This is a genomic window from Nonomuraea fuscirosea (genome assembly GCF_003001935.1).
Classification (GTDB): Bacteria; Actinomycetota; Actinomycetes; order Streptosporangiales; family Streptosporangiaceae; genus Nonomuraea; species Nonomuraea fuscirosea.
Window position 1 is genome coordinate 380,454 of sequence record NZ_PVNG01000007.1, and the last position, 26,492, is coordinate 406,945.

The following is a 26,492-nucleotide window of genomic DNA, read 5'->3' on the forward strand; positions in this document are numbered from 1 at the left end:
CGTAATCACGGGCTAACGGCGAGGTCATAGGATGACATGGGACTCGGGAGGGGGCGGCCAGTGGAGACCGCGGAAGAGCAACTGATCGGACCACTGCTTCTCGCGCGGGGGACCATCGACCGATCCTCGGCGCTGCGGGCCGACGAGGCGTGGCTGGAGCGCGCCTGGTCCGACCCCGCGACCAGGGTGCTGGTGATCGACAACGGCCATACCCTGGTGCGGCGATCGGGAGACGACGTCCAGGCCGTGCTGTTCACGCCGCAGGACGCGCCTCCCGGGCAGCGTTACCTGCTCGGCGTCGAGGACGGGGTGGCCTACTTCGCGGTCGCCGCGCCGCTGCCCGGCGTCTCCACGGGCGACGTCAACGGCCGCCTGACCGTCCCGATGACCCTGCGCGACACCCCCGAGGGCGAGCCGGTGCCGGCCGGGCTGCGCCAGGCCGGCGGCCTGCTCGGCGACCGCGAGGCGGGCCTGCTGGTCTACGCCGTGGCGCTGGAGGCGTGGCACTCGACGCACGAGTTCTGCCCCCGCTGCGGCTCGCGCACCGACGTCTCGGCGGGCGGTCACATCCGGGTCTGCCCGAAGGACTCGAGCCAGCACTTCCCGCGCGTCGACCCCGCCGTCATCATGCTGATCCGCGACGCGGACGACCGCTGCCTGCTCGCCCGCGGGCCGCAGTGGCCGGAGGGGCGGCTGTCCATCCTGGCGGGGTTCGTGGAGCCGGGGGAGTCGCTGGAGGCGGCCGTCGTCCGCGAGGTGGCCGAGGAGGTCGGCATCGCCGTGGCCAACCCGCGCTACCTGGGCAGCCAGCCGTGGCCGTTCCCGCGCAGCCTCATGCTCGGCTTCTTCGCCGAGGCCGTCACCACCACGCTCGTGCCCGACCGGGACGAGATCGCGGAGGCGCGCTGGTACTCCAGGCAGGAGCTCACCGCGGCCCTGGAGTCGGGTGAGCTGCGCCTGCCGCCTCCCGTGTCGATAGCCCGCCGCCTGATCGAAACCTGGTACGGCGGCGAGCTCGTCGGCGATTGGTGACCCGTCTCAGGCCGCTTCGAGCAGCGCCTTGACCTCGCGGGCCGAGGGGTTGGTGCGCACGACCCGGCCCTTCGGCGTCTCGATCACCACGGTCGGCACCACCTGGTTGCCGTTGTTGACGCTCATCACGAACTCGGCGGCGGCAGGGTCACGCTCGATGTCGATCTCGTCGAAACTGATCCCCTCGCGGGCGAGCTGAGACTTGAGCCGCTTGCAGGGGCCGCACCACGTGGTGCTGTAGACCGTGAGCGCCATCTCGGGAAATCCCTCCAAGGTCAGGAAATCAGGCGATCCGTGCAACAACGCGGGGTGCCTGGTTAATCCCGGTTCTTACCCGATGCGCTCGGCGATCCACGCCTGCACCCGCTCGGCCACGCCGGGCTCCCGGTAGAGCGGCGAGCTGTGGTTGATCCCCGGCACCGTGACCACGCTCACCGGCACCCCCACCTGGCCGAGCATCTTCTGCAGCAACTGGCTCTGCACCGGCGGCACGAACTCGTTCTTCGAGTGCAGGGTCAGCATCGGCGCGTCCTTGGGGCTGGCGTGCCAGGCCACTTCCATGCTGGCCCAGATCCGCGAGCACTTGCCCTTGGGCGCGCAGCCGCCGGCCAGCTTGATGGCGGCGGTGCGCAGCCTGCGCTTGTTGGGGTCGGGGCTCTTGTCGCCGTCGGCGTAGGCCCGCAGCGGCGAGATGATCGGCGACAGCCCGACCACGCCCTTGAGCCCGTTGACGCCGTTGCCGTACGTCCCCACCGCCGCCGCGATGTGCCCGCCCGCGGAGAAGCCGACCAGCACGTAGTTACGCGGATCGAACGACCACCTGGCCGCGTGCTTGCGCGCCGCCGCGATCGCGGCCAGCGCGTCCGTCCGCTGCGCGGGCCAGGCCGCCTGGCTGGACAGGCGGTAGTTGAGGTTGAAGACCGTGTAACCCAGTTCGGCGTAGCTGCGGGTGATCTCCGTCATGTACTTCTTGTCGCCGCTGGACCACCAGCCGCCGTGGATGAGGAAGATCCCGGGCCGGTCCTGGCCGTCGGTCGTCCACCACACGTCCATGCTCTGGCGGTGGTGAGATCCGTACTTCACGGTCTCGACCGCCAGCCCGTCGAACCCGTCGTCGATGACGGAGCTGCTCGCCGTCGGGGCGGGTGTGGGCTCCTTGATCGCGCTCGCGTTGCTCGCGGTCGCGGCGACGGGTGTGAGCACAACGGCTGCGAGCGCGACAGCGCTCACGGAAACCGCAGTTCGCACGGCCTTCCTTTCCCCCATGCAGATGGTCGGCCCCATTGTGGGGGAAGAGACCAGTTCTTTGCATCCGACAGACTAAGAACATACGTCGGCCCGCATGTTGCCAGAATAAGGTGTCGCACCGCCAGCGACTGGGAGGATGTAGGGGTGAACAACGCGGACGACGTACTGATCGGACTCGATCCCGAGCAGCGCGCGGTCGCCGAGGCCGTGCGCGGGCCGGTGTGTGTGCTGGCCGGCGCCGGGACCGGCAAGACCAGGGCGATCACCCACCGCATCGCGTACGCGGTCCGCAGCGGCGTCGTCGACGCGCAGAGCGTGCTGGCTGTGACGTTCACCACTCGCGCGGCGGGCGAGCTGCGCCAGCGGCTGCGCGCGCTCGGCGCGCCCGGCGTCCAGGCCCGCACCTTCCACGCCGCGGCGCTGCGCCAGCTCACCTACTTCTGGCCGCGGGTGATCGGCGGCGACGCCCCGTCGATCATCGAATCCAAGCTCCCCGTCCTCGCCGAGGCGTGCCGCCAGGTGCGCAGGACCCCCGAGCGCTCTGAGCTGCGCGACATCGCCGCCGAGGTCGAGTGGGCCAAGGTCACCCAGGTCGGCCCGGAGGACTACGTGGCGGCGGCGGCCAAGCACCACCGCACGCCGCCGATCCCGGTCGAGGAGCTGGCCCGGCTCTACGAGGCGTACGAGCAGATCAGGCGCGAGCGTCACCTGCTCGACTTCGAGACGATCCTCGAACTGACCGCGGCGGTGATGACCGAGCACCGCGAGGTGGCGGCGCAGATCCGCCAGCAGTACCGCTACTTCGTGGTCGACGAGTACCAGGACGTCAACCCGCTGCAGAAGCTCCTGCTCGACACCTGGCTCGGCGGGCGCGACGACGTGTGCGTGGTCGGCGACCCCAACCAGACCATCTACTCCTTCACCGGCGCCAGCCCGCGCTACCTGACCGGGTTCGCGGTCGAGCATCCCGACGCGGCCGTCATCAAGCTCGTGCGCGACTACCGCTCGACCCCTCAGGTGGTCGACCTGGCCAACCTCGTCATCGCCAAGGGCAGGTCCCCGCACCGCCTGGAGCTGGTGGCCCAGCGCCCCGACGGGCCGCGGCCTGCGTTCTCCGACTACGACGACGAGCCGGCCGAGGCCGCCGGCGTGGCCCGCGCGATCAGGAAGCTGCTCGACCAGGGCGTGCACTCGCGCGAGATCGCGGTGCTCTTCCGGGTCAACTCCCAGTCCGAGGCCTACGAGGAGGCGCTGTCCAAGGCCGGCATCCCGTACGTGCTGCGCGGCGCCGAGCGCTTCTTCGAACGCCCCGAGGTGCGTCAGGCGGTCGTCCTGCTGCGCGGCGCCGCCCGCTCCGCGTCGGGCGAGCCGCTGGCCTCGGAGGTGCACCACATCCTGGCCGGCGTGGGCCTGACCCCCTCGCCTCCCGGCGGCGGCAAGGCCAGGGAGAAGTGGGAGTCGCTCAAGGCCCTGGCCGACCTGGCCGAAGACCTGGCCGCCGAGGGGGGCGACCTGCCCGCGTTCGTGGCCGAGCTCGAACGGCGCGCCTCCGAGCAGCACGCGCCGCCCGTCGAGGGCGTCACCCTGGCCTCCCTGCACGCGGCCAAGGGCCTGGAGTGGGACGCCGTCTTCCTCGTCGGCGTCACCGACGGCATGCTGCCCATCATCTACGCCGAGACCCCCGAGCAGATCGAGGAAGAACGCCGCCTCCTCTACGTCGGCGTCACCCGCGCCAGGGAGCACCTGTCGATCTCGTGGGCGCTGGCCCGCGCGCCCGGCGGGCGCAAGAGCCGCCGCCCGTCCCGCTTCCTCGACGGCCTCACGGGCCGCGCCGCTGCCCCGCCGCGCGCCGCGGCGGCACCGCGCGAACGCCGCCAGGTGGCCGCGCCGGTCAGCTGCCGGGTGTGCGCGAAGACGCTGGTGGCCGCCGCCGAGCAGAAGCTGGGCCGCTGCTCGACCTGCCCCGCCGACTACGACGAGGCGCTGCTCGAACGGCTCAAGGCCTGGCGTACCACCATGGCCAAGGAGACGAAGGTGCCCTCGTACGTCATCTTCACCGACGTGACGCTGCAGGCCATCGCCGAGCGTGCGCCGGCCACCGAGCAGGAGCTGCGCGCGATCCCGGGGGTCGGCAAGGTCAAGATCGACCGCTTCGGCGAGGCCGTGCTGTCGCTCTGCCGCGCGTAACCTCCGCGACATCGGGACCGGCCATGATGAGGTCGGGACGGGCCGCGTTCGAGCACTTTGGTGCGACACGTCAGACTTGTCGGTCGTAGGACACGTCAGACTGGCTTCGTCCGGCGCGTCCGATCTGGCGACGTCCGGCATTCGGAGACCTGGCCACGTCCGACGCGTCAGACTTGGAGACGTCCCGAGCAGAGCAGTTGCCAGGACCGTAGAGCACGAGGGGACCGACACGTGAACGAGGCGCTGAAGGAGCTGCTCGACCTGCTCGACCTGGAGCAGATCGAGCTCGACATCTTCCGCGGCAGGAGCCCGGAAGAGCGCATCCAGCGCGTCTTCGGCGGCCAGGTGGCGGCGCAGGCCCTGGTGGCGGCCGGCCGCACGGTGCCCGCGGACCGTCACGTGCACTCCCTGCACGCCTACTTCATCCGGCCGGGCGACCCGGCCGTCCCGATCGTCTACAACGTCGACCGCCTGCGCGACGGCCGCTCGTTCACCACCCGCCGGATCGTGGCCGTCCAGCACGGCAAGGCGATCTTCACGATGTCCGCGTCGTTCCACGTCGCCGAGGAGGGCGTGGCCCACCAGGCGTCGGTGATGCCGCAGGTGCCCGACCCCGAGACGCTGCCGACGTTCCAGGACAAGATGTACGAGCTCGTCGGCGACAACCCCGAGCTGCGCGACTGGGTCTCGCGGCCCAGGCCCGTCGACTCACGGCACGCCTCGCCGCTCACGTGGGAGGCGCACCAGAACCCCGAGCTGCGCAGCTCCCGTACCAACGTGTGGTTCCGCTACCACGCCGAGCTGCCCGACGACCCGCTCCTGCACGTGGTGCTGGCCGCGTACGCCTCCGACTTCACCCTGGTCGACACCATCCTGCTGGCCCACGGCATGGCGTGGGGCGCCTCCGGCATCGTGGGCGCCTCGCTGGACCACGCGATGTGGTTCCACCGCCCCTTCAGGGCCGACGACTGGCTGCTCTATGCTCAGGAGTCGCCGTGGTCCGCGGGGGCTCGGGGGCTCGCGCGGGGTGAGATGTTCACCGCGTCGGGTGACCTCGTGGTCTCAGTGGTTCAAGAGGCCATGATTCGCCTCGCGAAGTGACACGAAATCGCAGGTAGAAAATATGTTGCCCCTTCCCGGCTTCCCGGTTTAGGGTCATGGTCAAGCAAGTCGGACGGTCCTGTTCCGACGATCCCGAGAGTGGAGGTGAGTCACTGTGATCAGCATCAAGATGCCGACCACGCCGTGGGTCGCCTCCGCATGCCGTGACTCGGTGAGACTCGCCGATGGCCCCGCCAAGCCGCGGCAGGAGAAGTCTGCCCGTAGCCAGGCCGCCGCCTTTTACGCGCACGCCTACACGGGTGTCGCCGCCGAGCAAGGTGCTCCTGCCTACAGCGCACGTATCGAACTGCCGGCCAACCAGCTCACCAAGGGTGGACTGCGCGGTCCGCATCCCTGGAGGGATGCTCCGGTCATAACCTGACCGGCAGCAAACGCCTCCAGGCCGCGGATCCGCAGACAGGATCCGCGGCCTTCTTGTTTGTCCGTGATCACCGACCACCCACGAGGTGCCCGAACAAGATCAAAAAGATCGATCAAAGGAGAAAGCAGATGGGGGCGAAGACGATCATGGACCTGATCGACGAAGCCAAGATCCCCTGTCGTACCGACCCTGACCTGTGGTTCGCCGAGTCGCCGGAGGACGTCGAGTTCGCCAAGGCACTCTGCGGCGGCTGCCCGATCCAGGAGGCCTGCCTGGCCCGCGCGCTCGAGCGCGAGGAGCCCTGGGGCGTCTGGGGCGGCGAACTGGTCCTCAGGGGAACCATCGTTCCCCGCAAGCGTCCGCGCGGGCGTCCCCGCAAGCACCCGGTCGCTGCCTGACCACCACGCACCAACGCACGACACACAGAAAGCGAAGTGAACCGATGAACGCTCGACCGACGAGGAGCCTCACCGTGCCGGATCTTATTCATGACCTGGTAAACGACCGAATACAAACCCTCCACCGCGAAGCTGCTGAACAGCGCCTCATCTTGCGCGTCAGCCGCGTACAGCGGGCGCGGCGCGAGGTCCTGCGAGCGAACGACCGTCTCCGCAGGGCCCTGAGCCGCCAGATCTGATCGAGGAGATCCTGCCGCCGGCGTAGGATCTCCCGCACAGATCGCTCATGAGAGAGCCGGGCGCACCCAGCGCCCGGCTCTCTCCCTGTTCATCGGAAGAACGATCCCAAGCCGGGGAACGATCCCCGTCGGGATGCGCTCCCAATGGGGAGGGATGACCCCCTTCGGGGGAGTGGCTCCGACGCCATGGGAGGAAAGCGAACGAACATGGGCACGATGCGACGGATCGAGTTCCGCCAGGGAGGAAAGGGCGCCGGCGACCTCATGGAGATCGTCATCGACGACCTGCCCCTGCTCGAACTCGTACGTGAGGCCGAACTCCCCTTCGCCCGCCAGGAGCAACTCGAACGCCAGGCGGACTTCGCGCCCGAACCGGCGCCCCTCCTCGCCGGCGACTACCAGAGCTTCTCCCGCGCCAGATTCGGCTGGCCGAGCCGCCACTACCTGGGCGAGCCGGCGGAGACGGCCTGCAACCAGAACGACGACGAGACCATGCTGCTCGGCTGCACGTGCGGCATCGCGGACTGCTGGGCACTCCTGGCCAGGATCGAGATCGACGGCGCCGTCGTGCGCTGGTCGGGCTTCCGCAACAACCACCGCGACTGGGACCTGACCGACCGCCTCGGCCCGTTCGTCTTCTCCCGCCGCCAGTACGAACACGCCCTCCACACCACCGCCCCCACACCCCACGACCACCCGCCCGCGGTTCCACCACTCCGCAACGGCCTACGCCTGATCCCCGTAGTCGACGCCCTCTCCGGCCTCCTCGACCACCTCCCCCCACCAGCCATCTCACCCACAGCTCCAGCCGAGTACACCTCCTCCGAGCCCACAGCCCAGTCGGATTCCAACGATTACGCCCCATCCGAATGGACGGCCCCGTCAGATAGCGACGAGCACGCCACACCCGCGTCCTCAACCTCGTCGGGTTCGGGCGAGTACGCCTCACCCGAATTCACGGCCGCGTCGGATTCCGACGAGCACGTGCCACCCGCGCCCACGGTCCCGTCGGATTCGGGCGAGCACGTGTCACTCGTGCCTCCACCCTCCTCGGCTGACATCTCGGCCCTCGACGAAGAACTCCGCAGCGCGTACTGGACTGCCAGGGTGATCGCAGCCGGCCTCCCGGCACCCCTCCCGGGCCACCGCCCCGCAGCCTTGATCCGGCTGTCGGACTTCTTCGCCGAAGGCCCACTGCTGACCCTGCTCCAGGCCTCCCTACGACGAGACTTCTCCGACTCCGACTCCGACTCCGGCACCGGGATTCGGACCATCACCGCCGCCGACGCTGACACCAGCATTAGGACCGACCTAGGCACCGGGATCAGGGCCGCCACCGACTCTGGCACTGACATCTCCACGGACACTGAAATCCGCACCGCCACCGGTATCGACACCGGCAACGACACCGACACCGACACCGGGATCAGGACCGACGTAGGCACCGCCACCAGCACCGATTCCGGCACTGAGATCCGCACTGGCGCTGTCACCGGCACCGATTCCGGCACTGAGATCCGCACAGGCACCGGCACCGGCCTACCACTACGGCCCTCCGCCCCCACCGACAGCACCGGGAACGTCGGCGACCCAAGCGAAGTCACCCTTCCCTCACCGCCGGACCGCGCCACCGACGACATGTCAAATGTGCGACGACATCTCGCCCAAGATCCCGACGCCATTGATCGCATCAGCCCCTTGCCGGGCGGATACCTGCTACTGGCAGAAGACGGGACGATCGTTTCCCCCGGCTGCTGCAGTGACCTGAGCGACGTCCTGAACTGGGGCAACGCCGCCCGCCACACCGACACCTCCCCGTGCATGGTGTGGGTCGGACACCCCTGGGTCCACGTCGCCGCAGACGGCGACGCCCTCCTCCTGACAGGCCCGACCGAAAGAGACCCCGGCCCTGAACTCGGCTGGCTCCCCAGACAAGCACTGGCCCAAGCCGCGGACATCGCCGCCGCAGAAGTCCGCTACTTCGCCAGATGCCTGGAAGCCGCCTGCACCCGCCTACTCGGCGAAGACCACGCCACCGCCGTATGCAACGCCCTCCTCGGCGACCCCTGGCTACGTACCGGCTCCTCCTGACCTCACCGAAAACACACTCGCCGCCACGGGATCGTCCGGCCACGGGGCCGCCACGGCCCTGGCCAACAGGACGCGCCATTGTGTGCCCGGCCATGAGGCCACGATGAGTGCCGCCAGGGGACTCTCACCACGAACCTCACCATGAGGGCGTCCAGACACGAGGCCGCGCGAGCCTGGCCACGACCCGACTCGCGCGGGTTCCATCTTGGTCAGGCAAACCCCACAAGGCCCTCCAACGGGATGAAGCCCGTCCACCCGGATGTGGTTCGCCGGCGGCATGAGGCCCGTCCGCCGACGTGAGGTCCGCCAGCGGCATGAGGCCCTTCAGCCGACAGGAGGTTCCCCAGCGGGAAGAACCTCGTCCGTCGGCATGAGGTCTGCCCGCCGCCGAAAGCTCAGCCAGTCGGACGAACCGGACGCCGTGAGGACACCACGACGTCCCCGTCCACTCCTTCGGCTGACCAGAGTCGCGTAGCCATCCACGCGACCCCGATCCCTGCGATCACCAGCCCTCCGAGGTAGACCGGCAGCGGCACCACACTCCGCAGCGCCCCGGGCACCATGCCCCCGGCATACAGCAGCACCGCCACCACCGGCATCATCCCGCTCCTGACCGCAGCCGCGCTGAACGTCAGCACCCCCACCAGCAGGACGATCGACGTGATCAGGAACGCCCGCCCGGTCCCGCCGGCGAGCAGGCCGCTCACGGTGCCGCCCCCGAGGTACGGGAAGACGAAGTGCAGCGTGTACTCGATCGCGAACGCCCCGGCCAGCCCCGCCGAGTTGAGCACGTACCCGACGAGCCCCAGGGCGCCGGCCGTACCACGGATGAGCAGGTAGATGCCGGTGATCGCGAGTAACCCCGCAAGGGCCGCGAACGGTGCGATGGCATGTGTGAGAGCCGTTTCCGGCAGCAGCCCGGCGCGACGGGCGGAGTTGACGACCAGCAGCACGGCGCAGACGAACCCGGCCGCCGCGGCGACCCGATGAACGCTCATGTCGCGATTTCCTCTCTCGACCTCTCGGTCTTGGTGGGTCCCCGATAACACTTGTTATGATGAGCGTTATAGGCCGATATGGTGAGAGGGTGCCGAGAGCCGTAAGCACCTCGAAAGAACTCGGCGCGCTGCGCCAGGACCTGCTCGACGCGGCCATGCGCGTACTCCGCGAACAGGGCGCGCTCCACCTGACCCTCCGCCGGGTGGCGGACGCCGCCGACACCTCCACCATGGGCATCTACACCTGCTTCGGCGGCCGCGCCGGCCTCCTGGAAGCGATCTACGAGTACGGCTTCCGCCTCCTCCACGAGGCGATGTCCAGATCCATGGACGCCCACACGGACCCTCTGGCCCGCATCATGGCGGTGGCGTACGGCTACCGCCGGTTCGCCCGCGCCGACCCGGCCCTGTACGCGCTCATGTTCGAGCGCCCGCTGCCCGACTTCGATCCTTCACCCGAGCAGCGCCACGACGCCCTGCGCCTGTGCTTCGACCCGCTCGCCCTGGCCACGTCCGCCGCCGCGCAGGAGGGCCTCATCCGATCGACGGACCCGCAGCGCGCGGCCTACCTGGTGTGGACCACGATCCACGGCCTCGTCAGCATCGAGCTCACCTGCTCCCTGCGCACCCCGCTGCCCGGCTGGTTCCTGAACTCGGAGCAGGAGGGTGAACGCATCCTCGCCGACGGCGTCCAAGCCCTCCTGTCCGGCCTCACCTGAACAAGCACCGGTACGAGCGGGTCCCGAGGGCGGCCGTCCAAGGTGTCCTTCGGAGCAGGCGCCTACGTCGCGTCCGCTCCTGCCCTGACCGACTACGCCATGACCAATCCGATGGTGGACGGCGTCCGGAGAGAGGCCGGCGCACACCAGTGGGCCCTATTCCGGCTTCAGGGGGAAGTCCCGCAGCGTGGTGGCGCTCTCGTACGACCGACTCTGCGGGTTGGTGGCGTGTGGGGCCGGTTGCAGTAGCCGCGATCAGGAACGCAGTGCTGTCGTGGTGGATCGGAGAAGCTGCGCGAGGCGGTCGCGTTGGCTGCTGGGCCAGGAGCTGAAGCGGGTGGCCGGCGTGGTGTTGATGGCTTCCTTGAATTTCCCGGTGACCGCCTCGCCCTCGGGATTGAGGTGGACGCGGATCATCCGGCGAGGCCGCCTGGGCGAGCCGGCCGACATCGCCGACGTCGTCGCCTTCCTGGCCTCCGACGCCACCCGCTGGATCACCGGCCAGACCATCAACGCCGCCGGCGGCATGATCTGACGAGGCCGGTACCGAACCCGAGCCGGATAACGCACCGCTCAAGACCCCGACGCCTCCGCTAGCTGGTTACGCGGTCGCGATGACGGCCTGCGTGAGTGCCGGTGAGGGGGAGATGGATCTGGGCGGAAGCGGCGGTGAAAGGGAAACCGTGGGCGGAGATGAGACGAAAGAGAGGGTGGCCGGGAGGCGAAGAGCAAGGGCGGCGAAAAGGAAGCGCGGTGACGAGGCGAAGGCGACGGGGGGGGCGAAGATCGCGGCGACGAGGGAGGGCGAGGACCGGGGTGAAGGCCGCGGGTGGAGGTGAAACGCCGAGGGGAGGCGGAGCTAGGGGAGTCGGCCGGTGGGACGAAGCGAAAAGGCGGCGGTCAGGGAGGGCGGTGACGGGGCGAACGTCGCGGGGTGGAGGTGAGACGGAGAGGGGAGTGGGCCGGTGGGGCGAAGCGAAAGGGCGGCGGTCAGGGAGGGCGGTGACGGGGCGAAGGCCGCGGGGGGAGGTGAGACGGAGAGGGAAGTGGGCCGGTGGGGCGAAGCGAAAGGGCGGCGGTGAAAGGGCGCAGCAGTTAGGCGAAGAACGCGAGAGGAGGCGAGACGAGGAGAGGTGAAGAGGGAGGGCGATGACGGAGCAAAGGCCGCGGGTGGAGGTCAATCGACGAGGGGAGTGGGCCGGTGGGGCGAAGCGAAAGGGCGGCGGTCAGGGAGGGCGGTGACGGGGCGAAGGTCGCGGGGTGGAGGTCGCGGGGTGGAGGTGAGACGAGGAGGGGGTCGGCCGGTGAGGCGAAGCGAAAGGGCGGCGGTGAAAGGGCGCAGCAGTTAGGCGAAGAACGCGAGAGGAGGCGAGACGAGGAGAGGTGAAGAGGGAGGTCGGCCGGTGGGGCGAAGGCAGGGAGCGCCGAAGAGGGAGGGCGATGACGGGAGCAAAGGCCGCGGGTGGAGGTCAATCGACGAGACGAGGCGAGGGGACGGCGGTGAAGTGGGGCGATGAGTCGAGTCGGAAGGAGCGGGGGGTCAGCTGATCGCCAGCGGTTCGTCGTCGGAGTTCGGGTCCGGGCCGGGGTCGTCGGCGAAGCCCGGGACCCAGCGGATCACCTCGTCGCGGAAGCGGGCCGTGGTGCCGAGTTGGCAGAGCACGCCGATGCCGGCCGCGTGCACCCGGTGGATGAGCACGTACGACGTCGGCAGGTTGAGCTGGCGGATCACGTTGGTCGGCCGGAGATCCGTGACGCTGGCCGCCTGCGCCTGCAGCCACTCCCGGCTGAACGTGAACTCCTCCACCGCGGTCGGTTCCACGTACGGCGCGAGGAAGGCGCGCAGCGCGTCGGTGTCGACCTCGATGTCCTGCCGGATGAAGCCCTCCTGCCGCAGCCCCTCCGTGACGGTGGCCATGTCGCCCTGGTTGAAGATGCGGGTGAGCTTCCCGAACGCGGGCGGATAGCCCTCGGGCAGGCGGTTGACCGCGCCGAAGTCGAGGACGCCGAGCTTGCCGTCGGCCAGCATGCGGAAGTTGCCGGGGTGCGGGTCGGCGTGCAGCATCCCGACCCGCGCGGGGGAGCAGAACAGGAACCGTACGAAGAGCAGGCCGGCCCGGTCGCGTTCCTCCTGGGTGCCTTCGGCGATGATGCGTGACAGCGGCGTGCCGTCCATCCACTCCGTGACCAGCACCATCTCGTTGGCGGCCACCACGTCGGGCACGTGGAAGTCGGGGTCGCCGTTGAACTCCAGGGCGAACGCGTGCTGGGCCTCGGCCTCCCTCAAATAGTCGAGCTCCTCCGCGATCCGCTCGCGCAGCTCCCCGAGCACGGCCTTCATGTCGAGGCCCGGCAGCAGCACGCCGAACAGTTTGCCCAGGCGGGCGAGCTGCGCGAAGTCGCCGAGCAGGGCCTTGCCCGCCCCCGGGTACTGGATCTTGACGGCCACCTCCCTGCCGTCGTGCCACACGGCCTTGTGCACCTGGCCGATGGAGGCGGCCGCGGTCGGCTGGTCGTCGAACGACAGGAAGTGGTCGCGCCAGCCGTCACCCAGTTGCTCGGTCAGCACTTTGTGGACCGTGGACACGGGCAGCGGCGGGGCGGCGTCCTGCAGCTTGGTGAGCGTGGCGCGGTAGGGCCCGACGACCTCCTGCGGCAGGGCCGCCTCGAAGATCGACAGCGCCTGGCCCAGCTTCATCGCGCCGCCCTTGAGCTCGCCGAGCACCTTGAAGACCTGCTCGGCCGTACGCTGCTGAACCTCCTGCGCCACGATCTCCGCGGACTTGCCGCCGATGCGCTTGCCCAGCCCCAGGGCGGCGCGGCCCGCGAAGCCGAGTGGAAGGGTGGCCAGTTTGGCCGATCGCGTGACAGCGCGGCGCGGAAGATCGTTCACACCGATGCGCGGAACCTCGTCGAGATGCCGCTTCCCCCCTTCGTGGTCGTCTGAGCACGTCAGTCGCGGTTGGGTGCCATGACCATTCTTAGCGAATATGGGTTACTTCGCATACAACGACATTGCGGATGTACCTTCCACGATCGCCTTTTCCACTGCCAATCAGGCGTTACGTCTACTGTGCCATTGGTCACAGATGACTCGTTACCGTCCAGGTAGGCGAGCGCATGACCGGTCGCCGCACCCGCCACGGCGGTGGCGAGCGCCACGTCGCAGGCGATCTCGCCGGGCGGATAGCCGCCCAGCCGGGCGGTGACGATCGGCCAGTACGGATCATGGTCGCGCCGGGTGAGATCGAGGCAGTGCAGGCACGCGGTCTCTCCCGGCAGGACCAGCGGGCCGACACACCCGTACCCCTCGAAGCCGGCCGCGAGGAGATGGGGGATGCCCAGCGTGTTCAGCTCGTTGACCAGCACCATGTCCAGGGGCCCGACCTGGGCCAGGACGACGAGATCAGGCCGATCCCACTTGTCCCCGAGAAACGGCCCACCGGCTACGACGTTCGAGGTGGGCTGATGAGGGCTCATCCCTTGGACCTCAACGCCGCCAGACCGGCCTTCTCGCCCGGATCCCCCCACCCGCCCGGATCCACCGACGCGCCCCGTTCCGCCGACGCGCCCCGTTCCGGTCCCGCCCGGGTCGGCCGCCCCCCGTCGTTCGGATCCGCCTTTGCGTGCGGTCCTGGTTCCGGCCGACTCCGATCCGCCGACTCGCCCAGCCCCGGTCCCGGTCCCAGCTCCGGTCCCGGGACCGGGCGAGTCGGTGTCCGTTCGCCCGGCACCAGTTCCGCCCGAGACAGTCCTGCTCTCTCGTCCGGACGCCATGCCGCGAGAATCGGGCCCGGTTCCGCGTGCGTCCAGGGCCGTTCCACGAGTGTTGGACGTAGCCCCGCGCGGGCTTCGGGCCGTCCCTTGGGTGTCTGACGTAGCGCCGCTTACGTTCTGCGCCGTTCCGGGGGTGTTGAACGTCGTCTCACTCGGGTTCTGGGCTGTTCCTCGGGTGCCGGACGTAAGCCCGCGTGGGTCCTGGGCCGTTTGGCGTGGGTCGGTGGTTGTCCCGCGTGCGCTGGCGGTGATCCCGCGCGTGGTGGGAATTCCACGGGTGGTGGTCGTCCCGCGTGTCCCCGGCGCGGCCGCTCGCGGGCCGGGACCGGTGCCGGGGGCGGGTGTGGAGTTGCGGCGACGGGCGATGGGGGCGCTGGGAGTGGTGAAGGTGGCGGGCATGGAGGGCATGCGGTTGGTGGCTCGGGGGTCGGTGGGACGCTCTTGTCCGTCGAGGTCGTGAGGGGTGACCCCTGGGGTGAGACCGCCTGAGGTGATCCTGTCGGCTGCCGCCACCGCCCCCACCTCCCTGGGCAGGCCCACCTCCGCCCACGTCAGCCCGCCGGGGGTGAGGTCGGCGGGCTGGGTCGTGCCGGGGTCGAGGACTCGGATGTGGCCCACTCCGGCAGCCGCCAGCAGGGCGACGACCTGGGCGCCGATGCGGCCGGCGCCGTAGACCCGTACGCGCGAACGTCTGCGACGTTCGAAGTGGGCGATCATCCCGTCGGGCGCGGTCGAGGCGAGGTCGAGGGCGTGGAGGTCGGGTTTGAGGCGGTCTCGCTCGGCCAGCGGGAGGTCGCGCAGGGAGCCGGGGCCGGTGGCGGCGTCGTGGAGGACGCCCTGGGCGGCGAGCTGGTCGAGCAGCGCGCGGGCACGTGTCTCGTCGAGCCCGGCGCGGGCCGCGTCGCGGAGAACGGCGTCGAGGTCGCGGGTGCCGTCGAGACCCTCGATCCACTGCCGGACGGGTCTGGTCAGGCCGCTCAGCATGACCGCCCGCAGCGGGTGGACGCCATATTGAAGGGTCTGCTCGTCGCGGAGGATGCGCCGGAGGATGGGCTTCACACGTGGCCTCATGGCGGGAAGGTTTCCATGCCGGAGCAAGATCCCGAGCGGGTTCGGCGACGGCTGTGGATAACCGCGCGTTTGAGGAAAGCGCCTGTGGACGAAGCAACCGTCTCTGGAAATGGATCGTCCCATAGAGGCCGCCACCTCTCCTGCCGTGGCAGGCGATCATCGAAGGCAAGCGTGATGAACGGCTGCGATCACCATCCAAGCGTCCCGCCCATACGTGATCACCGCCAAGCGTCTCAGTTACGCTTCCCGGCATGGACGAGCTCTTGGTTGATCGTCAAGACGACGGAGTCGTACTCATCACCTTCAATCGCCCCGACATGCGTAACGCGATGACCGACGCCATGACCGCCCGATGGCGCGAAACGATGTCCGAGCTGGCGACCGACAGAGACGCGCGCTGTCTCGTCGTCACCGGCGCCGGGACGGCGTTCTCCTCGGGAGGGGACCTGTCGTGGATCGGGGAGCGCGGCTCGGAGACCGTGCCCCGGCTGCGTGAGCGGATGCTCGCCTTCTACCGCACCTGGCTCATGATCACCGAGCTGGAGATCCCCACGGTCGCCGCCGTCAACGGCCCGGCCGTGGGTGCGGGGCTGTGCGTGGCGCTGGCCTGCGACCTCGTGTACGCGGCCGACGACGCCAAGCTGCTGGCCCCGTTCACCTCGCTGGGGCTGCATCCGGGCATGGCGGCCACGTACCTGCTGCCGCGCAGGGCCGGCGCGGGGCTCGCCCGGGAGATGCTGCTGACAGGCCGCAGCCTGTCCGGAACGGAAGCAGCGGCTAAAGGGCTGGTAAATCAATCTTTCCCGAAAAATGACCTAAGGTCGGAAGTAGGCGGCATTGCCACGAAGATCGCGCAGAACGCACCCATTGCCACAAGGCTCACCAAAGTAGCCCTGAACCAAGACCATCAAGACCTGGAAGCCGCTCTGAGGTGGGAATCCTTGGCCCAGCCCGTGACCATGGCCTCCGCCGACATGATCGAGGGGCTCACGGCACATCGGGAAAGGCGCATGCCCAAATTCACCGGCTCTTAATCATCTGACCAGCAGAAACAACGTCCACCCTCTGTGGAATTTCGCCAGTCTCGGCTACCGTGCATATGTGCCCCCCGAGACAGTCGAGGTTCGTCGCAGTTCTCGTCGCCGGCGTACGGTCTCCGCCTACCGCGACGGTGACAAGACGATCGTGCTCCTGCCCGCCTGGTTGAGCGGCGAAGACGCGGATGAGTGGGTGAGCCGGATGCTGGATCGGCTGGCCGCCAAGGAACGCCGAAGAAGGCCCACCGACGAGGCGCTGCTCGAGCGGGCCAAGGAGCTGTCGGCCAAATATCTGGACGGCGAGCCCGACCCCGTGAGCGTGCGCTGGGTCGACAACCAGCAGCACCGCTGGGGCTCGTGCACCCCCGAGACCGGGACGATCCGGATCTCCACCAGGCTCAAGGGCCTGCCCGAGTGGGTCATCAACTATGTGATCATCCACGAGCTCGTGCACCTGCTGGTGCCCAGCCACGGGGCCAAGTTCTGGGCGCTGGTAGAACAGTATCCGAAGGCGGAGCGGGCCCGCGGGTTCCTCGAGGGATTCTCCGCGGCGGCCCACACGGCACCGGAGGAGTGTTGACGCGCATCGCCGCGGTCCTGGTCCATCCGCACATGGCACAGGCGGCCCCGCCGGGCGTCGATCCCAGGGAGTTCCTGGAGGCGGTGGCGGAGGACACCTACGAGATGGTGGCCGGCCTCGACCTCGTCACCCCGGTCCTGCTCACCAGCGTCCCCGGCCTGGACGACCTCGTCTGGCCGGGCACCGAGGTGATCACGATCGCCGAAGGCGAACCGCTCAGGACCACCCTCGCCCGCCTGGACGCGGAGCAGGCGGCCGTGATCAGCGCCGACGCGCCCGACCTGCCGCCCCTGCTGGTCGGCAAGCTGTTCAGGGAGCTCCGCCGGGCCGAGATCGCCGTCTGCCCGGCGGAGAACGGCGGCGCCGTGGCCCTGGCCTGCGCGCTGCCCCCGCCCGCCTGGGCGGACCCCGACCTCGACGCGTACGACACCGTCAAGGAGCTGCGCGCCCAGGCCCCCGGCCCGCGCAGGGTCGCCACCACCCCGGGCTGGCACCGCCTGCGCACCCCGGAGGACGTCGCCCGCCTCGACCCCGGCCTCGAAGGCTGGGACAACACCAGAGCACTCGTCAGGGCAGGCTGAGCCGGGCCAGCACGGCCCGGTGATCGGTGCCCGGCACGTCGCGCACGCTGACCTCCTGCACCCCCACCCGCTGATCCACCAGCACATGATCGATCGTGATGAACGGCGGCACCCGCTTGTTCGCCGGCCACGTCGGAATCAGCCCGGCCCCCACCTGGTCGGCCGCGTCCTTGTAGCCCCGCGCCAGCACCCCGCGCAACGCGGCATGGTCGAGCGAGGCGTTGAAGTCACCCGCGATGATCCGGATCCGGTCGGAGGAGGTGGAGGGGAAGGCCGCCATTGCCTCGTTCCAGCCGGTGACCTGCGGCCCCAGCGGCGGGAACGGATGCGCGTCCACGAACTCGATCGGCTCGCCGCCCGGCACCGAGATCAGCGCGGCGGGCATCTGGTGGCCGACGGGCGGCATCAGGTCCCACAGCGCCCGCATCGGGTAGCGGGAGTAGAGGCCGCTGCCTCCGGCGCTCCACTCGGCCTGGAGCACGCGGTGCGGCAAGATCTCCTTCAGCCCGGCCGCGTCCAGGTCGGAGACCGCCCCTGGGGTCAGCTCCTGGGTGCTGAGCACGTCGGGGGCGAACTCGCGTACCAGCTGCATGATCGTCGTGATGTCGGCCCGGCCGAACAGCATGTTGATCGTCATCACCCGCAGCGGCCGCCCCGACGCTGCGTCGGCGGTGCCGAGCGCCCTGGGCAGCACGCTGAAGCCGAGCGCGGTCGTCGCGAGCAGCGCGACGACGGTCGCGGCGCGCTTGCGTCCGAAGGCGGCGATCAGGAGTGGCACGAGAGAACCCGCCGCCGCGTACGGCGTCGCCGTCATGAGCTGGGTGGGCAGCGAGCCGCGTTCCAGCCCCGCCACCCTGGCCAGCGCCCAGGCGGCGAACGGCGTCACCGCCACCCACGTCAACGCCGTTCCGGGGAATTTCCTGCGCTTTCGCACCGGTGTCACGATGGTGCCGCCGACAGGCGATGTGTCCACGCAACCCCCCTTTTGGAACGACGCAAATGGACTCTAGCCAAGCGCGCGTGAGCCCGAGCTAAGGGTGGCCTGTCCACGTGCGGCCAATCGGCGGGTCGCCTCGTCGGACAGCTCGGGGATCTCGTCCACGGGGAACCAGCGCAGGTCGAGCGACTCGTCGCTCATCACGGCCTCCGCCCCGGCCGGCGCCACCGCCGCGTATTCGACGTCGAGGTGCCAGCTGCGCGGCGGATGGCACCACACTTCGTGCCGGTCGAGCGCGAGCGGCCCCGGCAGCAGCCGGAGCCCGGAGATCCCCGACTCCTCCCACGCCTCCCGCAGCGCCACCGCCGCGAGGGACGTGTCGGAGATCTCACAGTGGCCGCCCATGGGCAGCCACATCTTGGCCTTCGGATGGAGGGTGAGCAGCACCTTCGCACCGTCGTGCGACAGCACCGCGGTCGTCGCCGTCAGATGCCCGGGAACGCACTCGCGCAGCATGGCGTCGTCGTGCTCGCGCAGGTGATCGAGGAACCGCTCGCGCAGCGCCTCCTCGCCGGGGGTGGGCGCCGTCCAGGTGGACAGCACCGCCACCGCGTCGTCGTGCAGGCTCAACCCTGGCCGCCCTCGCCGTCGTCGTCGGGCTTGGCCTCAAGCTGCGAGATGTCCCAGTCGGTGTTCCCGCGGACGAAGGCGTCGGGGTCGTCGAGGTCGTCGGCCGTCGGCATGAGGTCGGGGTGACCCCACAGGGCGTCGCGCCCGTCGACGCCGCGCTCGCTCTCCAGCGAGCGCCACAGCGCCGCGGCCTCACGCAGCCGCCTGGGCCGCAGCTCCAGCCCCACCAGCGTGCCGAACGTCAGCTCGGCGGGCCCGCCGGTGGCGCGACGGCGGCGTACGGTCTCGGCCAGCGCCACGGCGGAGGGCAGCTTGCCCTCGGCGGCCTGGTCGACCACCGTCGCCACCCAGCCCTCGACCAGCGCGAGCATCGTCTCCAGCCGCGCCAGGGCGGCCTTCTGCCGCTCGGTCTCCTCGGGCTTGAGCAGGTTGCCCCCGCTCAGCGCCTCCTGGATGGCCTCGGGGTTGTTGATGTCGAGCCCGCGGATCTGCTCTTCGAGCGCCGAGGTGTCGACCGTGATGCCCCTGGCGTATTCCTCGACCGCCCCCAGCAGGTGTGACCTCAGCCACGGGACGTGCTGGAACAGCCGGTGATGCGCGGCCTCGCGCAGCGCCAGATAGAGCCGGATCTCGTCGGCGGGGACCTCCAGGCCCTCGCTGAAGGAGGCGATGCCGCCGGGCAGCAGCGCGGCCGTGTCGGACAGGGGCAGGCCGATGTCGGTGGTGCCGATGACCTCGCGGGCCAGCGAGCCGAGCGCCTGCCCGATCTGCTGGCCGACCATCATGCCGCCCATCTGCTTGAGCATGCCCATGAGCGGCCCGGCCATCTGCTGGGCCTCAGGGGGCAGCCCTGATCCGCTGAGCGCGCCGCCCATGGTCTCGACCATGCGCTCGGCGATCGGTTCGCAAAGCTTTCGCCAAATCGGGATCGTGTTCTCGATCCACTCAGACCGGCTCCAGGCCTGCGGGTTGGCCACGCCGCTCGGCAGCGCGGTCGCCTCGTTGAGCCACAGGTCGGCCAGGCTGAGCGCCTCGACGATCTGACGGCGCTCGCCTTCCATGACGCTCGGGTCGCCCTCGGCGACCACGGCGTGCCGGGCGATGTTCTTGGCCATGTCCCAGTTGACAGGGCCTGAACCCTGGGGCGCCGACAACATGTCGGCGAACTGGCGCATCGCCTGAGCCATCTGCTCAGGGTTGCCGAACATGGCGAACGGGTTCTCGTTGGGGTCGTTTTCGCGACCTGGCAGGTCAGTCACCGCTCTACCTCGTGCAGGATGGAGGAGTCCACATCCGCCACGTTAGCCGTCCTACGGCGGATCAGTGCAAAGTGAGGACCTGGTGCCTACCTCGAAACGCTCGCGTCAACCCGTCGTCGCCGTAACGGGCGCGGCCTCCGGACTAGGCCGCGAAGTGCTCGTGAAGCTCGTCTCCTCCGCGGATTTCCGCAGAGTGGTGGCCATCGACGAAGAGCGCGGTGACGTCCAGGAAGCCACGTGGAGAGTGATCGACGTACGAGATCCGCTCTTGGCGAACCGGATCTCCGACATCGACGTGCTGATCCATCTGGCCGGCGACTACGCCGTCGACTCCGACCCGGGCGAGCGGCGGGCCTACAACCTGCGCGCCGCCCAGACGGTGCTGACGGCCTGCGCCGCCGCACGCGTACGCCGTGTGGTGCTGGTCACCAGCGCGATGGTGTACGGCGCCGCGCCCGACAACGAGGTGCCGCTGCCCGAGGACGCCCCGGTGGCGGCCGAGCCGGACACCGGCGTCGTGGGCGACTTCCTGGAGATCGAATCCCTCGTCCGCCGGTCGCTGCGCAGCCATCCGGGCGTGGAGGTGACCGTCCTGCGCCCGGCCGCGGTCGTCGGCCCCGGCGTCGACACGGTGCTCACCCGCCACTTCGAGTCGCCCAGGCTGCTGACCGTCAAGGGCTGCAGCCCGCACTGGCAGTTCTGCCACATCGACGACCTCGTCTCCGCGCTGGAACTGGCGGCGCGCGGGGTGGTCAGCGGCGTGCTGGCGGTCGGCTCCGACGGCTGGCTGGAGCAGGAGCAGGTCGAGGAGCTGTCCGGCATCCGCAGCCTGGAGCTGCCCGCCGGCCTGACCTTCGGCACGGCGCAGCGCCTGCACCGCCTCGGCGTCACCCCGGCTCCCGCCACCGACCTGCACTACGTCGTCTATCCGTGGGTCGTCGACTGCGCGGTGCTGCGCGAGGCGGGCTGGAAACCGGCGTGGACCAACGAGGCTGCGTTGCAGCAGCTCATGGAGCTGCGCGAGAACAGGACGACCGTGGTCGGCCGGCGCCTGCCGGTCAAGGAGGCCACGCTCACCGCCGCCGGCGCCACGGTGGCCGTGATCGGCACCGCCGCCATCGTCCGCCAGGTCCGCAGGAAGCGCCGCCAGTAGCCGCCGGTGATCGTCGTTCGCGCCGCGTGAGAAACGCGGCCGGTAAAGGTTAGGCTTTTTCCGTGGACGTCATCCGGTTGCTCGGCATTCGTGACACCCCGCTCTCCGTCGACGAGGTCCTGGCCGCCGTCGGCGACCACGCCGCGGGCGGCACCACGTTCTTCGTGGGCACCGTGCGCGAGCAGGACCACGGCAAGGCGGTGACCGGGCTGTCCTACTCGGCGCACCCGACCGCGGAGGCCGAGCTGCGCCAGGTGGCGGAGAAGGTGGCCGCCGACTTCCCGGTGACGGCGCTGGCCGCCGTGCACCGGGTGGGCGATCTGCGGCTGGGCGACGCGGCGGTGATCGTCGCGGTGGCCGCGCCGCACAGGGACGAGGCGTTCAAGGCCGCGCGGCGGCTGATCGACGACCTCAAGGCACACGTCCCCATCTGGAAACACCAGGTGTTCTCCGACGGTGAGACCGAGTGGGTCGGCGCCGGAGAATAAGCTCATCGACATGTCACGACGCGCCCTGACCCTGCTGCTCGCGGGATTCCTCGTGCTCGCGTTCGGGGTGGTGGGCGCCTTCCGTCCGGTCCCGTACGTCGTGCTGAGCCCAGGGCCGACGGAGAACACCATCGGCGAGGTCGACAAGAAGCCGGTCATCTCGATCAAGGGCCGGCAGACCTACCCCACCAAGGGCGCGCTGCACCTGGTGACGGTGGCCTACCAGGGCGGGCCCGCCGCCCAGATCGACCTGCTCACGGCCCTGCGGGGCTGGCTCGACCCCACCGTGGCGGTGGTCCCGCAGGAGACCATCTTCGCTCCCGACCGCGATCCGAAGCAGGTCGAGGAGGAGAACGCGGTCGAGATGACCAATTCTCAGGACTCCGCGACCGCCGCCGCGCTCAACGAGCTGAAGATCCCTTATGCGATGGCCGTGAGCGTGGCCTACACCGAGAAGGGCAAGCCCGCCGACGGCAAGCTCAAGAAGGACGACGAGATCATCGCCGTCGACGGCAAGGCGGCCAAGGACGTCACCGCCGTCAGCGACGCGGTCAAGGCGCACAAGACGGGCGACAACGTCGTCTTCACCATCACCCGCGGCAAGGAGAAGCTCGACGTCACCGTGCCGACCGTGGCGGGCCCCAAGGGGCAGCCGCTGGTGGGGGTGACGATGCAGGCGAAGTACAAGTTCCCGTTCGAGGTCGACATCAACGTGGGCGACGTCGGCGGGCCCAGCGCCGGGCTGATGTTCTCGCTCGGCATACTCGACAAGCTCACGCCCGGCGAGCTCACCGGCGGCAAGCAGATCGCCGGCACCGGCACGATCGAGCCGGGCGGCACCGTCGGGCCGATCGGCGGGATCGCGCAGAAGATGGTCGGGGCCCAGGATTCCGGCGCCACGATCTTCCTGACCCCCGCCGACAACTGCGCCGAGGCCGTGAAGGCCGTGCCCGACGGGCTGCGGCTGGTCAGAGCGGACACGCTGCACAGCGCGGTGCAGGCGCTCGACGCGCTGCGCACCGGCAAGGGCGACGTGCCCGCATGTGAGGCCGGATGAAACTTCTGGCCATCGCCGTGCGTTAGCCGTAGGGCTGGCGCTGCAGTGTAGGTTGCCAGACACGGACCGTTTCTTCATTACGACGAGGGGTTGGCCTTGAGCTTCCGGACCCCAGGAGCCGGCAGGGCGATGCGCTTGCCCCGCCGACCGCGACTGCTTCTGCCTGTGGCGATCGCTCTGGTAGTGATCGTCGCGCTCTTTTTCCTTTTTTCGGGCATCTATACCGACTTTTTGTGGTTTGACTCGACCGGCTTCACCTCGGTCTTCAGCGGAGTGCTGCTGACTCAGATCGTGCTGTTCCTCGCCGGAGCGGTGCTGATGGTCGGCATCGCGGGCGGCAACATGCTGCTGGCCTTCCGGACCCGGCCCATGTTCGGGCCGGCCATGTTCGGCGGGGGCAGCGGAGCCGACCGCTACCGCATGGCGCTCGATCCCCACCGAAAGCTGATCTTCATCGTCGGCATGGGGTTGCTCGCGCTCTTCTCCGGCTCCTCGTTCGCGGGGCAGTGGAAGACCTGGCTGCAGTTCAGCAACGGCGCGTCGTTCGGCAAGCAGGACCAGCTGTTCGGGTACGACATCGCGTTCTTCATGTTCGACTACCCGTTCATCCGGATGGTGCTGAACTTCCTGTTCACCGCCGTGATCATCTCCATCGTGCTGGCGGCGATCACCCACTACCTCTACGGCGGGTTCCGGCTGCAGTCGCCCGGCGTGCACGCCTCCAGGGCCGCCCGCGTCCACCTGTCGGTGCTGCTTGGCATCTTCGTCCTGCTCAAGGCCGTCGCCTACTGGATGGACCGCTTCGGCCTGGTCTTCTCCGACCGGGGCTTCGTCCACGGCGCCTCCTACACCGACGTCAACGCCGTGCTGCCGGCCAAGACCATCCTCGCGATCATCGCGCTGATCTGCGCCGCGCTGTTCTTCGCCGGCGTCGTGCGCCCCGGCGGCATGCTGCCGGGCGTCTCCTTCGGCCTGCTCGTGCTCTCGGCCATCCTGATCGGCGGCGTCTACCCGGCGCTGGTCGAGCAGTTCCAGGTCAAGCCCAACCAGCAGGGCAAGGAAGCGGCCTACATCCAGCGCAACATCGACGCGACGCGGGAGGCGTACAACGTCGACAAGACCGAGGTGGAGAACTACAACGCCCAGGCCGACCCGACCAAGGTCCAGTCCAAGGGCGACACCTCCGTCTCCGGCGTGCGCCTGCTCGACCCGGCGCTGGTCTCCTCGACCTACGAGCAGACGCAGCGGATCAGGGGCTTCTACAGCTTCGCCGACCCGCTCGACGTCGACCGCTACCCCGACAGCTCAGGCAAGCTGATCGACCACATCGTCGGCGTACGCGAGCTGACCAGCCCGCCCGAGGGCCAGAACAACTGGATCAACCGGGCCCTGGTCTACACCCACGGCTACGGCTTCGTCGCCGCGCCCGGCAACCAGGTCGACTCCAGCGGTCTGCCCGCCTACGACGCCAAGGACATGCCGGTCACCGGCCCGTTGGTCACCAGCACCAACCTCAAGGAGCCGCGCGTCTACTACGGCGAGAACCCGGCCTCGTCCGAATACGTGATCGCGGGCGGCAACCCGAACAACCCGCAGGAGCTCGACTATCCGGAGACGGGCGGCACGGGCCAGAAGAACACGACCTACACCGGCACCGGCGGCGTGCCCGTCGGCTCGTTCGTCAACAGGCTCGTCTACGCCGCCAAGTACAGCGAGGCGAACATCGTCCTCTCCGGCGACATCAACGACAACTCCAAGATCCTGTACGTGCGCAACCCGCGCGACAGGGTGCAGAAGGTCGCGCCCTACCTCACCCTCGACGGCAACACGTACCCGGCGATCGTCGACGGGCGCATCCAGTGGATCGTCGACGGTTACACGACCTCCAACGACTATCCGTACGCGCAGAGCGAAAGCCTCGGCGACATGACCCGCGACACCTCCACGGACCGTCGCGTGATCGCCCAGCAGCCGAGCGACAAGATCAACTACATCCGCAACTCGGTGAAGGCGACCGTCGACGCCTACGACGGCACGGTCAAGCTCTACGCCTGGGACAACAACGACCCGGTGCTCAAGACCTGGAGCAACGCCTTCCCCGGCACCATCAGGCCGGCCTCGGAGATGAGCCCCGACCTGCGCCAGCACGTCCGTTACCCGGAAGACCTGTTCAAGGTGCAGCGCTACACCCTGTCGCGCTACCACATCACCAACCCGGCCGCCTTCTACAGCGGTCAGGACTTCTGGAACGTCCCGGGCGACCCGACGCAGGGCGACAAGAACATCAAGCAGCCGCCCTACTACCTGACCACCACGATGCCGGGCGGCACGCCCTCGTTCTCGCTGACCACGACGTTCGTGCCGCGGCAGGGCCCCAACCTGGCGGCCTTCATGGCGGTCGACTCGTCGGCGGGCGCCGACTACGGCCGCATGCGCATCCTGCGCATGCCGTCGAGCACACCCATCCCAGGCCCAGGACAGGCGCAGAACTCCTTCCAGAGCCGCTTCGCGGGTGAGCTCAACCTGCTGGGCGTGGGCGCCTCGTCGGTCCGCTACGGCAACCTCCTGACGCTCCCGTACGCGGGCGGCCTGGTCTACATCGAACCGGTGTACATCCAGGTGGCCGCGGGCGGCGGGCAGGAGCCGTACCCGATCCTGCAGCGGGTGCTGGTGTCGTTCGGCAGCAAGATCGGTGTGGCGCGCACCCTGGAGGAGGCGCTGCAGGAGGTCTTCGGCGGCGAGCAGCAAGAACAGGCGCAGCCGAGCGACGAACAGCAACAGGGCCGGCCGGAACAGGCCAGCACGGCGCTCAACTCGGCCATCTCCAACGCCAAGAAGGCCTACGCGGACGCCCAGAAGGCCCTCCAGGCCAGCCCGCCCGACTGGGACGCCTACGGCGACGCCCAGAAGCGGCTGGAGGAGGCGCTGACGCAGTTGGAAGGGGCGAACGCGAACAGGCAGCAGGAGCCCGCGCCTTCGGCCTCACCGTCGGCGAGCGCGTCACCCACCGCCTCGGCCACGGCGTCACCAACGGGGTCGCCGCCAGCGACACCACCGGCGTCGCCATCGGCCTCTCCGACTGGTTAGCCGGCCGGGAACCGGGAGAAAACCCGATCTGGTTTGCGCCCACCCCGCGTCGCCGATAGGCTTGTAAAGCACGAAGACGACGCGGGGTGGAGCAGTTCGGTAGCTCGCTGGGCTCATAACCCAGAGGTCGCAGGTTCAAATCCTGCCCCCGCTACCAGGCCGAAGGCCCGGGATTTCGACATCGGAAACCCGGGCTTTCGTGTGCGGGCGGGGGACCACGGTCCATCCACTCTCAGAAAGCCTGTATAGTAACTAGTGACACACCGACGCGGGGTGGAGCAGTTCGGTAGCTCGCTGGGCTCATAACCCAGAGGTCGCAGGTTCAAATCCTGTCCCCGCTACCAATGTGATGTCGCACGACATCGGAAACCCTCGAACCTACGGGTTCGGGGGTTTCGTCGTGTTGGGGTTTGCCTGAGGTTGGTAGTCGCGGGTGGGGT

The 26,492-nt window shown here is 69.4% G+C and carries 23 protein-coding genes, 2 tRNA genes and 1 pseudogene; 17 read left to right on the forward strand and 9 right to left on the reverse strand.

The genetic code is table 11. The features are described from left to right. Positions 1-60 precede the first annotated feature (60 nt). On the forward strand, positions 61-1,032 hold the full coding sequence (nudC, locus tag B0I32_RS19060) for an NAD(+) diphosphatase (protein ID WP_358359883.1): 972 nt from the start codon (positions 61-63) through the stop codon (positions 1,030-1,032). A gap of 6 nt (positions 1,033-1,038) precedes the next feature. Here the strand turns inward: nudC and B0I32_RS19065 are convergent, their stop codons facing one another. Both B0I32_RS19065 and B0I32_RS19070 read right to left on the reverse strand, forming a co-directional pair. After that, complete coding sequence (locus tag B0I32_RS19065; protein WP_106240949.1) at positions 1,039-1,287, reverse strand: mycoredoxin; 249 nt, start codon at positions 1,285-1,287, stop codon at positions 1,039-1,041. 75 nt (positions 1,288-1,362) lie between these two features. Beyond that, positions 1,363-2,235 (reverse strand): alpha/beta hydrolase, encoded by an 873-nt coding sequence (locus tag B0I32_RS19070; RefSeq protein ID WP_245955902.1) that lies wholly within the window; start codon positions 2,233-2,235, stop codon positions 1,363-1,365. A gap of 189 nt (positions 2,236-2,424) precedes the next feature. Between B0I32_RS19070 and B0I32_RS19075 the strand changes: the two genes are divergently transcribed. The 5 genes from B0I32_RS19075 to B0I32_RS60975 all read left to right on the forward strand — a co-directional run bounded on the left by B0I32_RS19075 (position 2,425) and on the right by B0I32_RS60975 (position 8,678). Further along, a complete protein-coding gene (locus B0I32_RS19075) occupies positions 2,425-4,467 on the forward strand; it encodes an ATP-dependent DNA helicase UvrD2 (RefSeq protein ID WP_106240954.1) in 2,043 nt (680 codons plus the stop codon). Positions 4,468-4,698: 231 nt separating this feature from the next. Then, positions 4,699-5,568, forward strand: a complete 870-nt coding sequence (locus B0I32_RS19080; RefSeq protein ID WP_106240956.1) for an acyl-CoA thioesterase — start codon at positions 4,699-4,701, stop codon at positions 5,566-5,568. Positions 5,569-5,683: 115 nt separating this feature from the next. Beyond that, on the forward strand, positions 5,684-5,950 hold the full coding sequence (locus tag B0I32_RS56530) for a hypothetical protein (RefSeq protein WP_146178221.1): 267 nt from the start codon (positions 5,684-5,686) through the stop codon (positions 5,948-5,950). A 128-nt stretch (positions 5,951-6,078) separates the two neighbouring features. Then, entirely contained in the window at positions 6,079-6,348 is a 270-nt protein-coding gene (locus B0I32_RS19085; RefSeq protein WP_106240958.1) for a WhiB family transcriptional regulator, read from the forward strand. Positions 6,349-6,803: 455 nt separating this feature from the next. Next, positions 6,804-8,678 (forward strand): hypothetical protein, encoded by a 1,875-nt coding sequence (locus tag B0I32_RS60975; RefSeq protein WP_146178222.1) that lies wholly within the window; start codon positions 6,804-6,806, stop codon positions 8,676-8,678. A gap of 395 nt (positions 8,679-9,073) precedes the next feature. Here B0I32_RS60975 and B0I32_RS19095 read toward each other — a convergent pair whose 3' ends face one another. After that, positions 9,074-9,676: a hypothetical protein gene (locus B0I32_RS19095; RefSeq protein ID WP_106240962.1), complete on the reverse strand. Its 603-nt coding sequence runs from the start codon at positions 9,674-9,676 to the stop codon at positions 9,074-9,076. Positions 9,677-9,765: 89 nt separating this feature from the next. Here B0I32_RS19095 and B0I32_RS19100 point away from each other — a divergent pair, with 89 nt between their 5' ends. Further along, a complete protein-coding gene (locus tag B0I32_RS19100; protein WP_219911883.1) occupies positions 9,766-10,395 on the forward strand; it encodes a TetR/AcrR family transcriptional regulator in 630 nt (209 codons plus the stop codon). Between the two features lie 337 nt (positions 10,396-10,732). Continuing rightward, positions 10,733-10,930, forward strand: coding sequence for an SDR family oxidoreductase (locus B0I32_RS59945; protein ID WP_425438107.1), 198 nt, complete (start codon positions 10,733-10,735; stop codon positions 10,928-10,930). A gap of 1,005 nt (positions 10,931-11,935) precedes the next feature. Here the strand turns inward: B0I32_RS59945 and B0I32_RS19110 are convergent. From B0I32_RS19110 to B0I32_RS61410, 3 genes and pseudogenes are all read right to left on the reverse strand, one after another. Beyond that, complete coding sequence (locus B0I32_RS19110; protein ID WP_106240964.1) at positions 11,936-13,288, reverse strand: ABC1 kinase family protein; 1,353 nt, start codon at positions 13,286-13,288, stop codon at positions 11,936-11,938. Positions 13,289-13,347: 59 nt separating this feature from the next. Further along, on the reverse strand, positions 13,348-13,875 hold the full coding sequence (locus B0I32_RS57745) for a hypothetical protein (protein WP_181307552.1): 528 nt from the start codon (positions 13,873-13,875) through the stop codon (positions 13,348-13,350). Between the two features lie 798 nt (positions 13,876-14,673). Then, positions 14,674-15,366 (reverse strand): annotated as a pseudogene (locus tag B0I32_RS61410) (ThiF family adenylyltransferase); the annotation flags it as partial. Between the two features lie 128 nt (positions 15,367-15,494). On the opposite strand from B0I32_RS61410, the gene B0I32_RS19120 reads away from it, so the two are divergent. The 3 genes from B0I32_RS19120 to B0I32_RS19130 all read left to right on the forward strand — a co-directional run bounded on the left by B0I32_RS19120 (position 15,495) and on the right by B0I32_RS19130 (position 17,441). After that, positions 15,495-16,277 (forward strand): enoyl-CoA hydratase/isomerase family protein, encoded by a 783-nt coding sequence (locus B0I32_RS19120; protein WP_106240966.1) that lies wholly within the window; start codon positions 15,495-15,497, stop codon positions 16,275-16,277. Positions 16,278-16,344: 67 nt separating this feature from the next. Beyond that, positions 16,345-16,860, forward strand: a complete 516-nt coding sequence (locus B0I32_RS19125; protein WP_169789153.1) for a M48 metallopeptidase family protein — start codon at positions 16,345-16,347, stop codon at positions 16,858-16,860. After that, the gene (locus B0I32_RS19130; protein WP_106240968.1) at positions 16,857-17,441 is read left to right on the forward strand and encodes a glycosyltransferase family protein; all 585 of its coding nucleotides are present in this window, start codon (positions 16,857-16,859) and stop codon (positions 17,439-17,441) included. The genes B0I32_RS19125 and B0I32_RS19130 overlap by 4 nt, the downstream gene beginning before the upstream one ends. On the opposite strand, the gene B0I32_RS19135 is transcribed toward B0I32_RS19130, so the two are convergent. The 3 genes from B0I32_RS19135 to B0I32_RS19145 are packed head-to-tail and all read right to left on the reverse strand — an operon-like array spanning position 17,428 to position 20,267. Next, entirely contained in the window at positions 17,428-18,414 is a 987-nt protein-coding gene (locus tag B0I32_RS19135) for an endonuclease/exonuclease/phosphatase family protein (protein ID WP_106240970.1), read from the reverse strand. The two genes, B0I32_RS19130 and B0I32_RS19135, sit on opposite strands and share 14 nt — an antisense overlap. Before the next feature lie 33 nt (positions 18,415-18,447). Continuing rightward, a complete protein-coding gene (locus tag B0I32_RS19140; RefSeq protein WP_106240972.1) occupies positions 18,448-19,008 on the reverse strand; it encodes an NUDIX hydrolase in 561 nt (186 codons plus the stop codon). Next, entirely contained in the window at positions 19,005-20,267 is a 1,263-nt protein-coding gene (locus B0I32_RS19145) for a zinc-dependent metalloprotease (RefSeq protein WP_425438108.1), read from the reverse strand. Before B0I32_RS19145 ends, B0I32_RS19140 begins: the two co-directional genes overlap by 4 nt. A 79-nt stretch (positions 20,268-20,346) precedes the next feature. Here B0I32_RS19145 and B0I32_RS19150 point away from each other — a divergent pair, with 79 nt between their 5' ends. The 6 genes from B0I32_RS19150 to B0I32_RS19175 all read left to right on the forward strand — a co-directional run bounded on the left by B0I32_RS19150 (position 20,347) and on the right by B0I32_RS19175 (position 26,396). Beyond that, positions 20,347-21,420, forward strand: coding sequence for an NAD-dependent epimerase/dehydratase family protein (locus tag B0I32_RS19150; protein WP_181307550.1), 1,074 nt, complete (start codon positions 20,347-20,349; stop codon positions 21,418-21,420). A gap of 62 nt (positions 21,421-21,482) precedes the next feature. Continuing rightward, complete coding sequence (locus B0I32_RS19155; RefSeq protein WP_106240976.1) at positions 21,483-21,908, forward strand: molybdenum cofactor biosynthesis protein MoaE; 426 nt, start codon at positions 21,483-21,485, stop codon at positions 21,906-21,908. Between the two features lie 10 nt (positions 21,909-21,918). After that, positions 21,919-22,965 carry a YlbL family protein gene (locus B0I32_RS19160; protein ID WP_106240978.1) on the forward strand — a complete coding sequence of 349 codons (1,047 nt, stop codon included), beginning with the start codon at positions 21,919-21,921 and terminating at the stop codon, positions 22,963-22,965. 129 nt (positions 22,966-23,094) lie between these two features. Beyond that, on the forward strand, positions 23,095-26,052 hold the full coding sequence (locus tag B0I32_RS19165) for a UPF0182 family membrane protein (RefSeq protein ID WP_106240980.1): 2,958 nt from the start codon (positions 23,095-23,097) through the stop codon (positions 26,050-26,052). Positions 26,053-26,132: 80 nt separating this feature from the next. After that, positions 26,133-26,209, forward strand: a tRNA-Met gene (locus B0I32_RS19170). 110 nt (positions 26,210-26,319) lie between these two features. Further along, positions 26,320-26,396: transfer RNA gene (locus B0I32_RS19175), tRNA-Met, on the forward strand. Positions 26,397-26,492 lie beyond the last annotated feature (96 nt).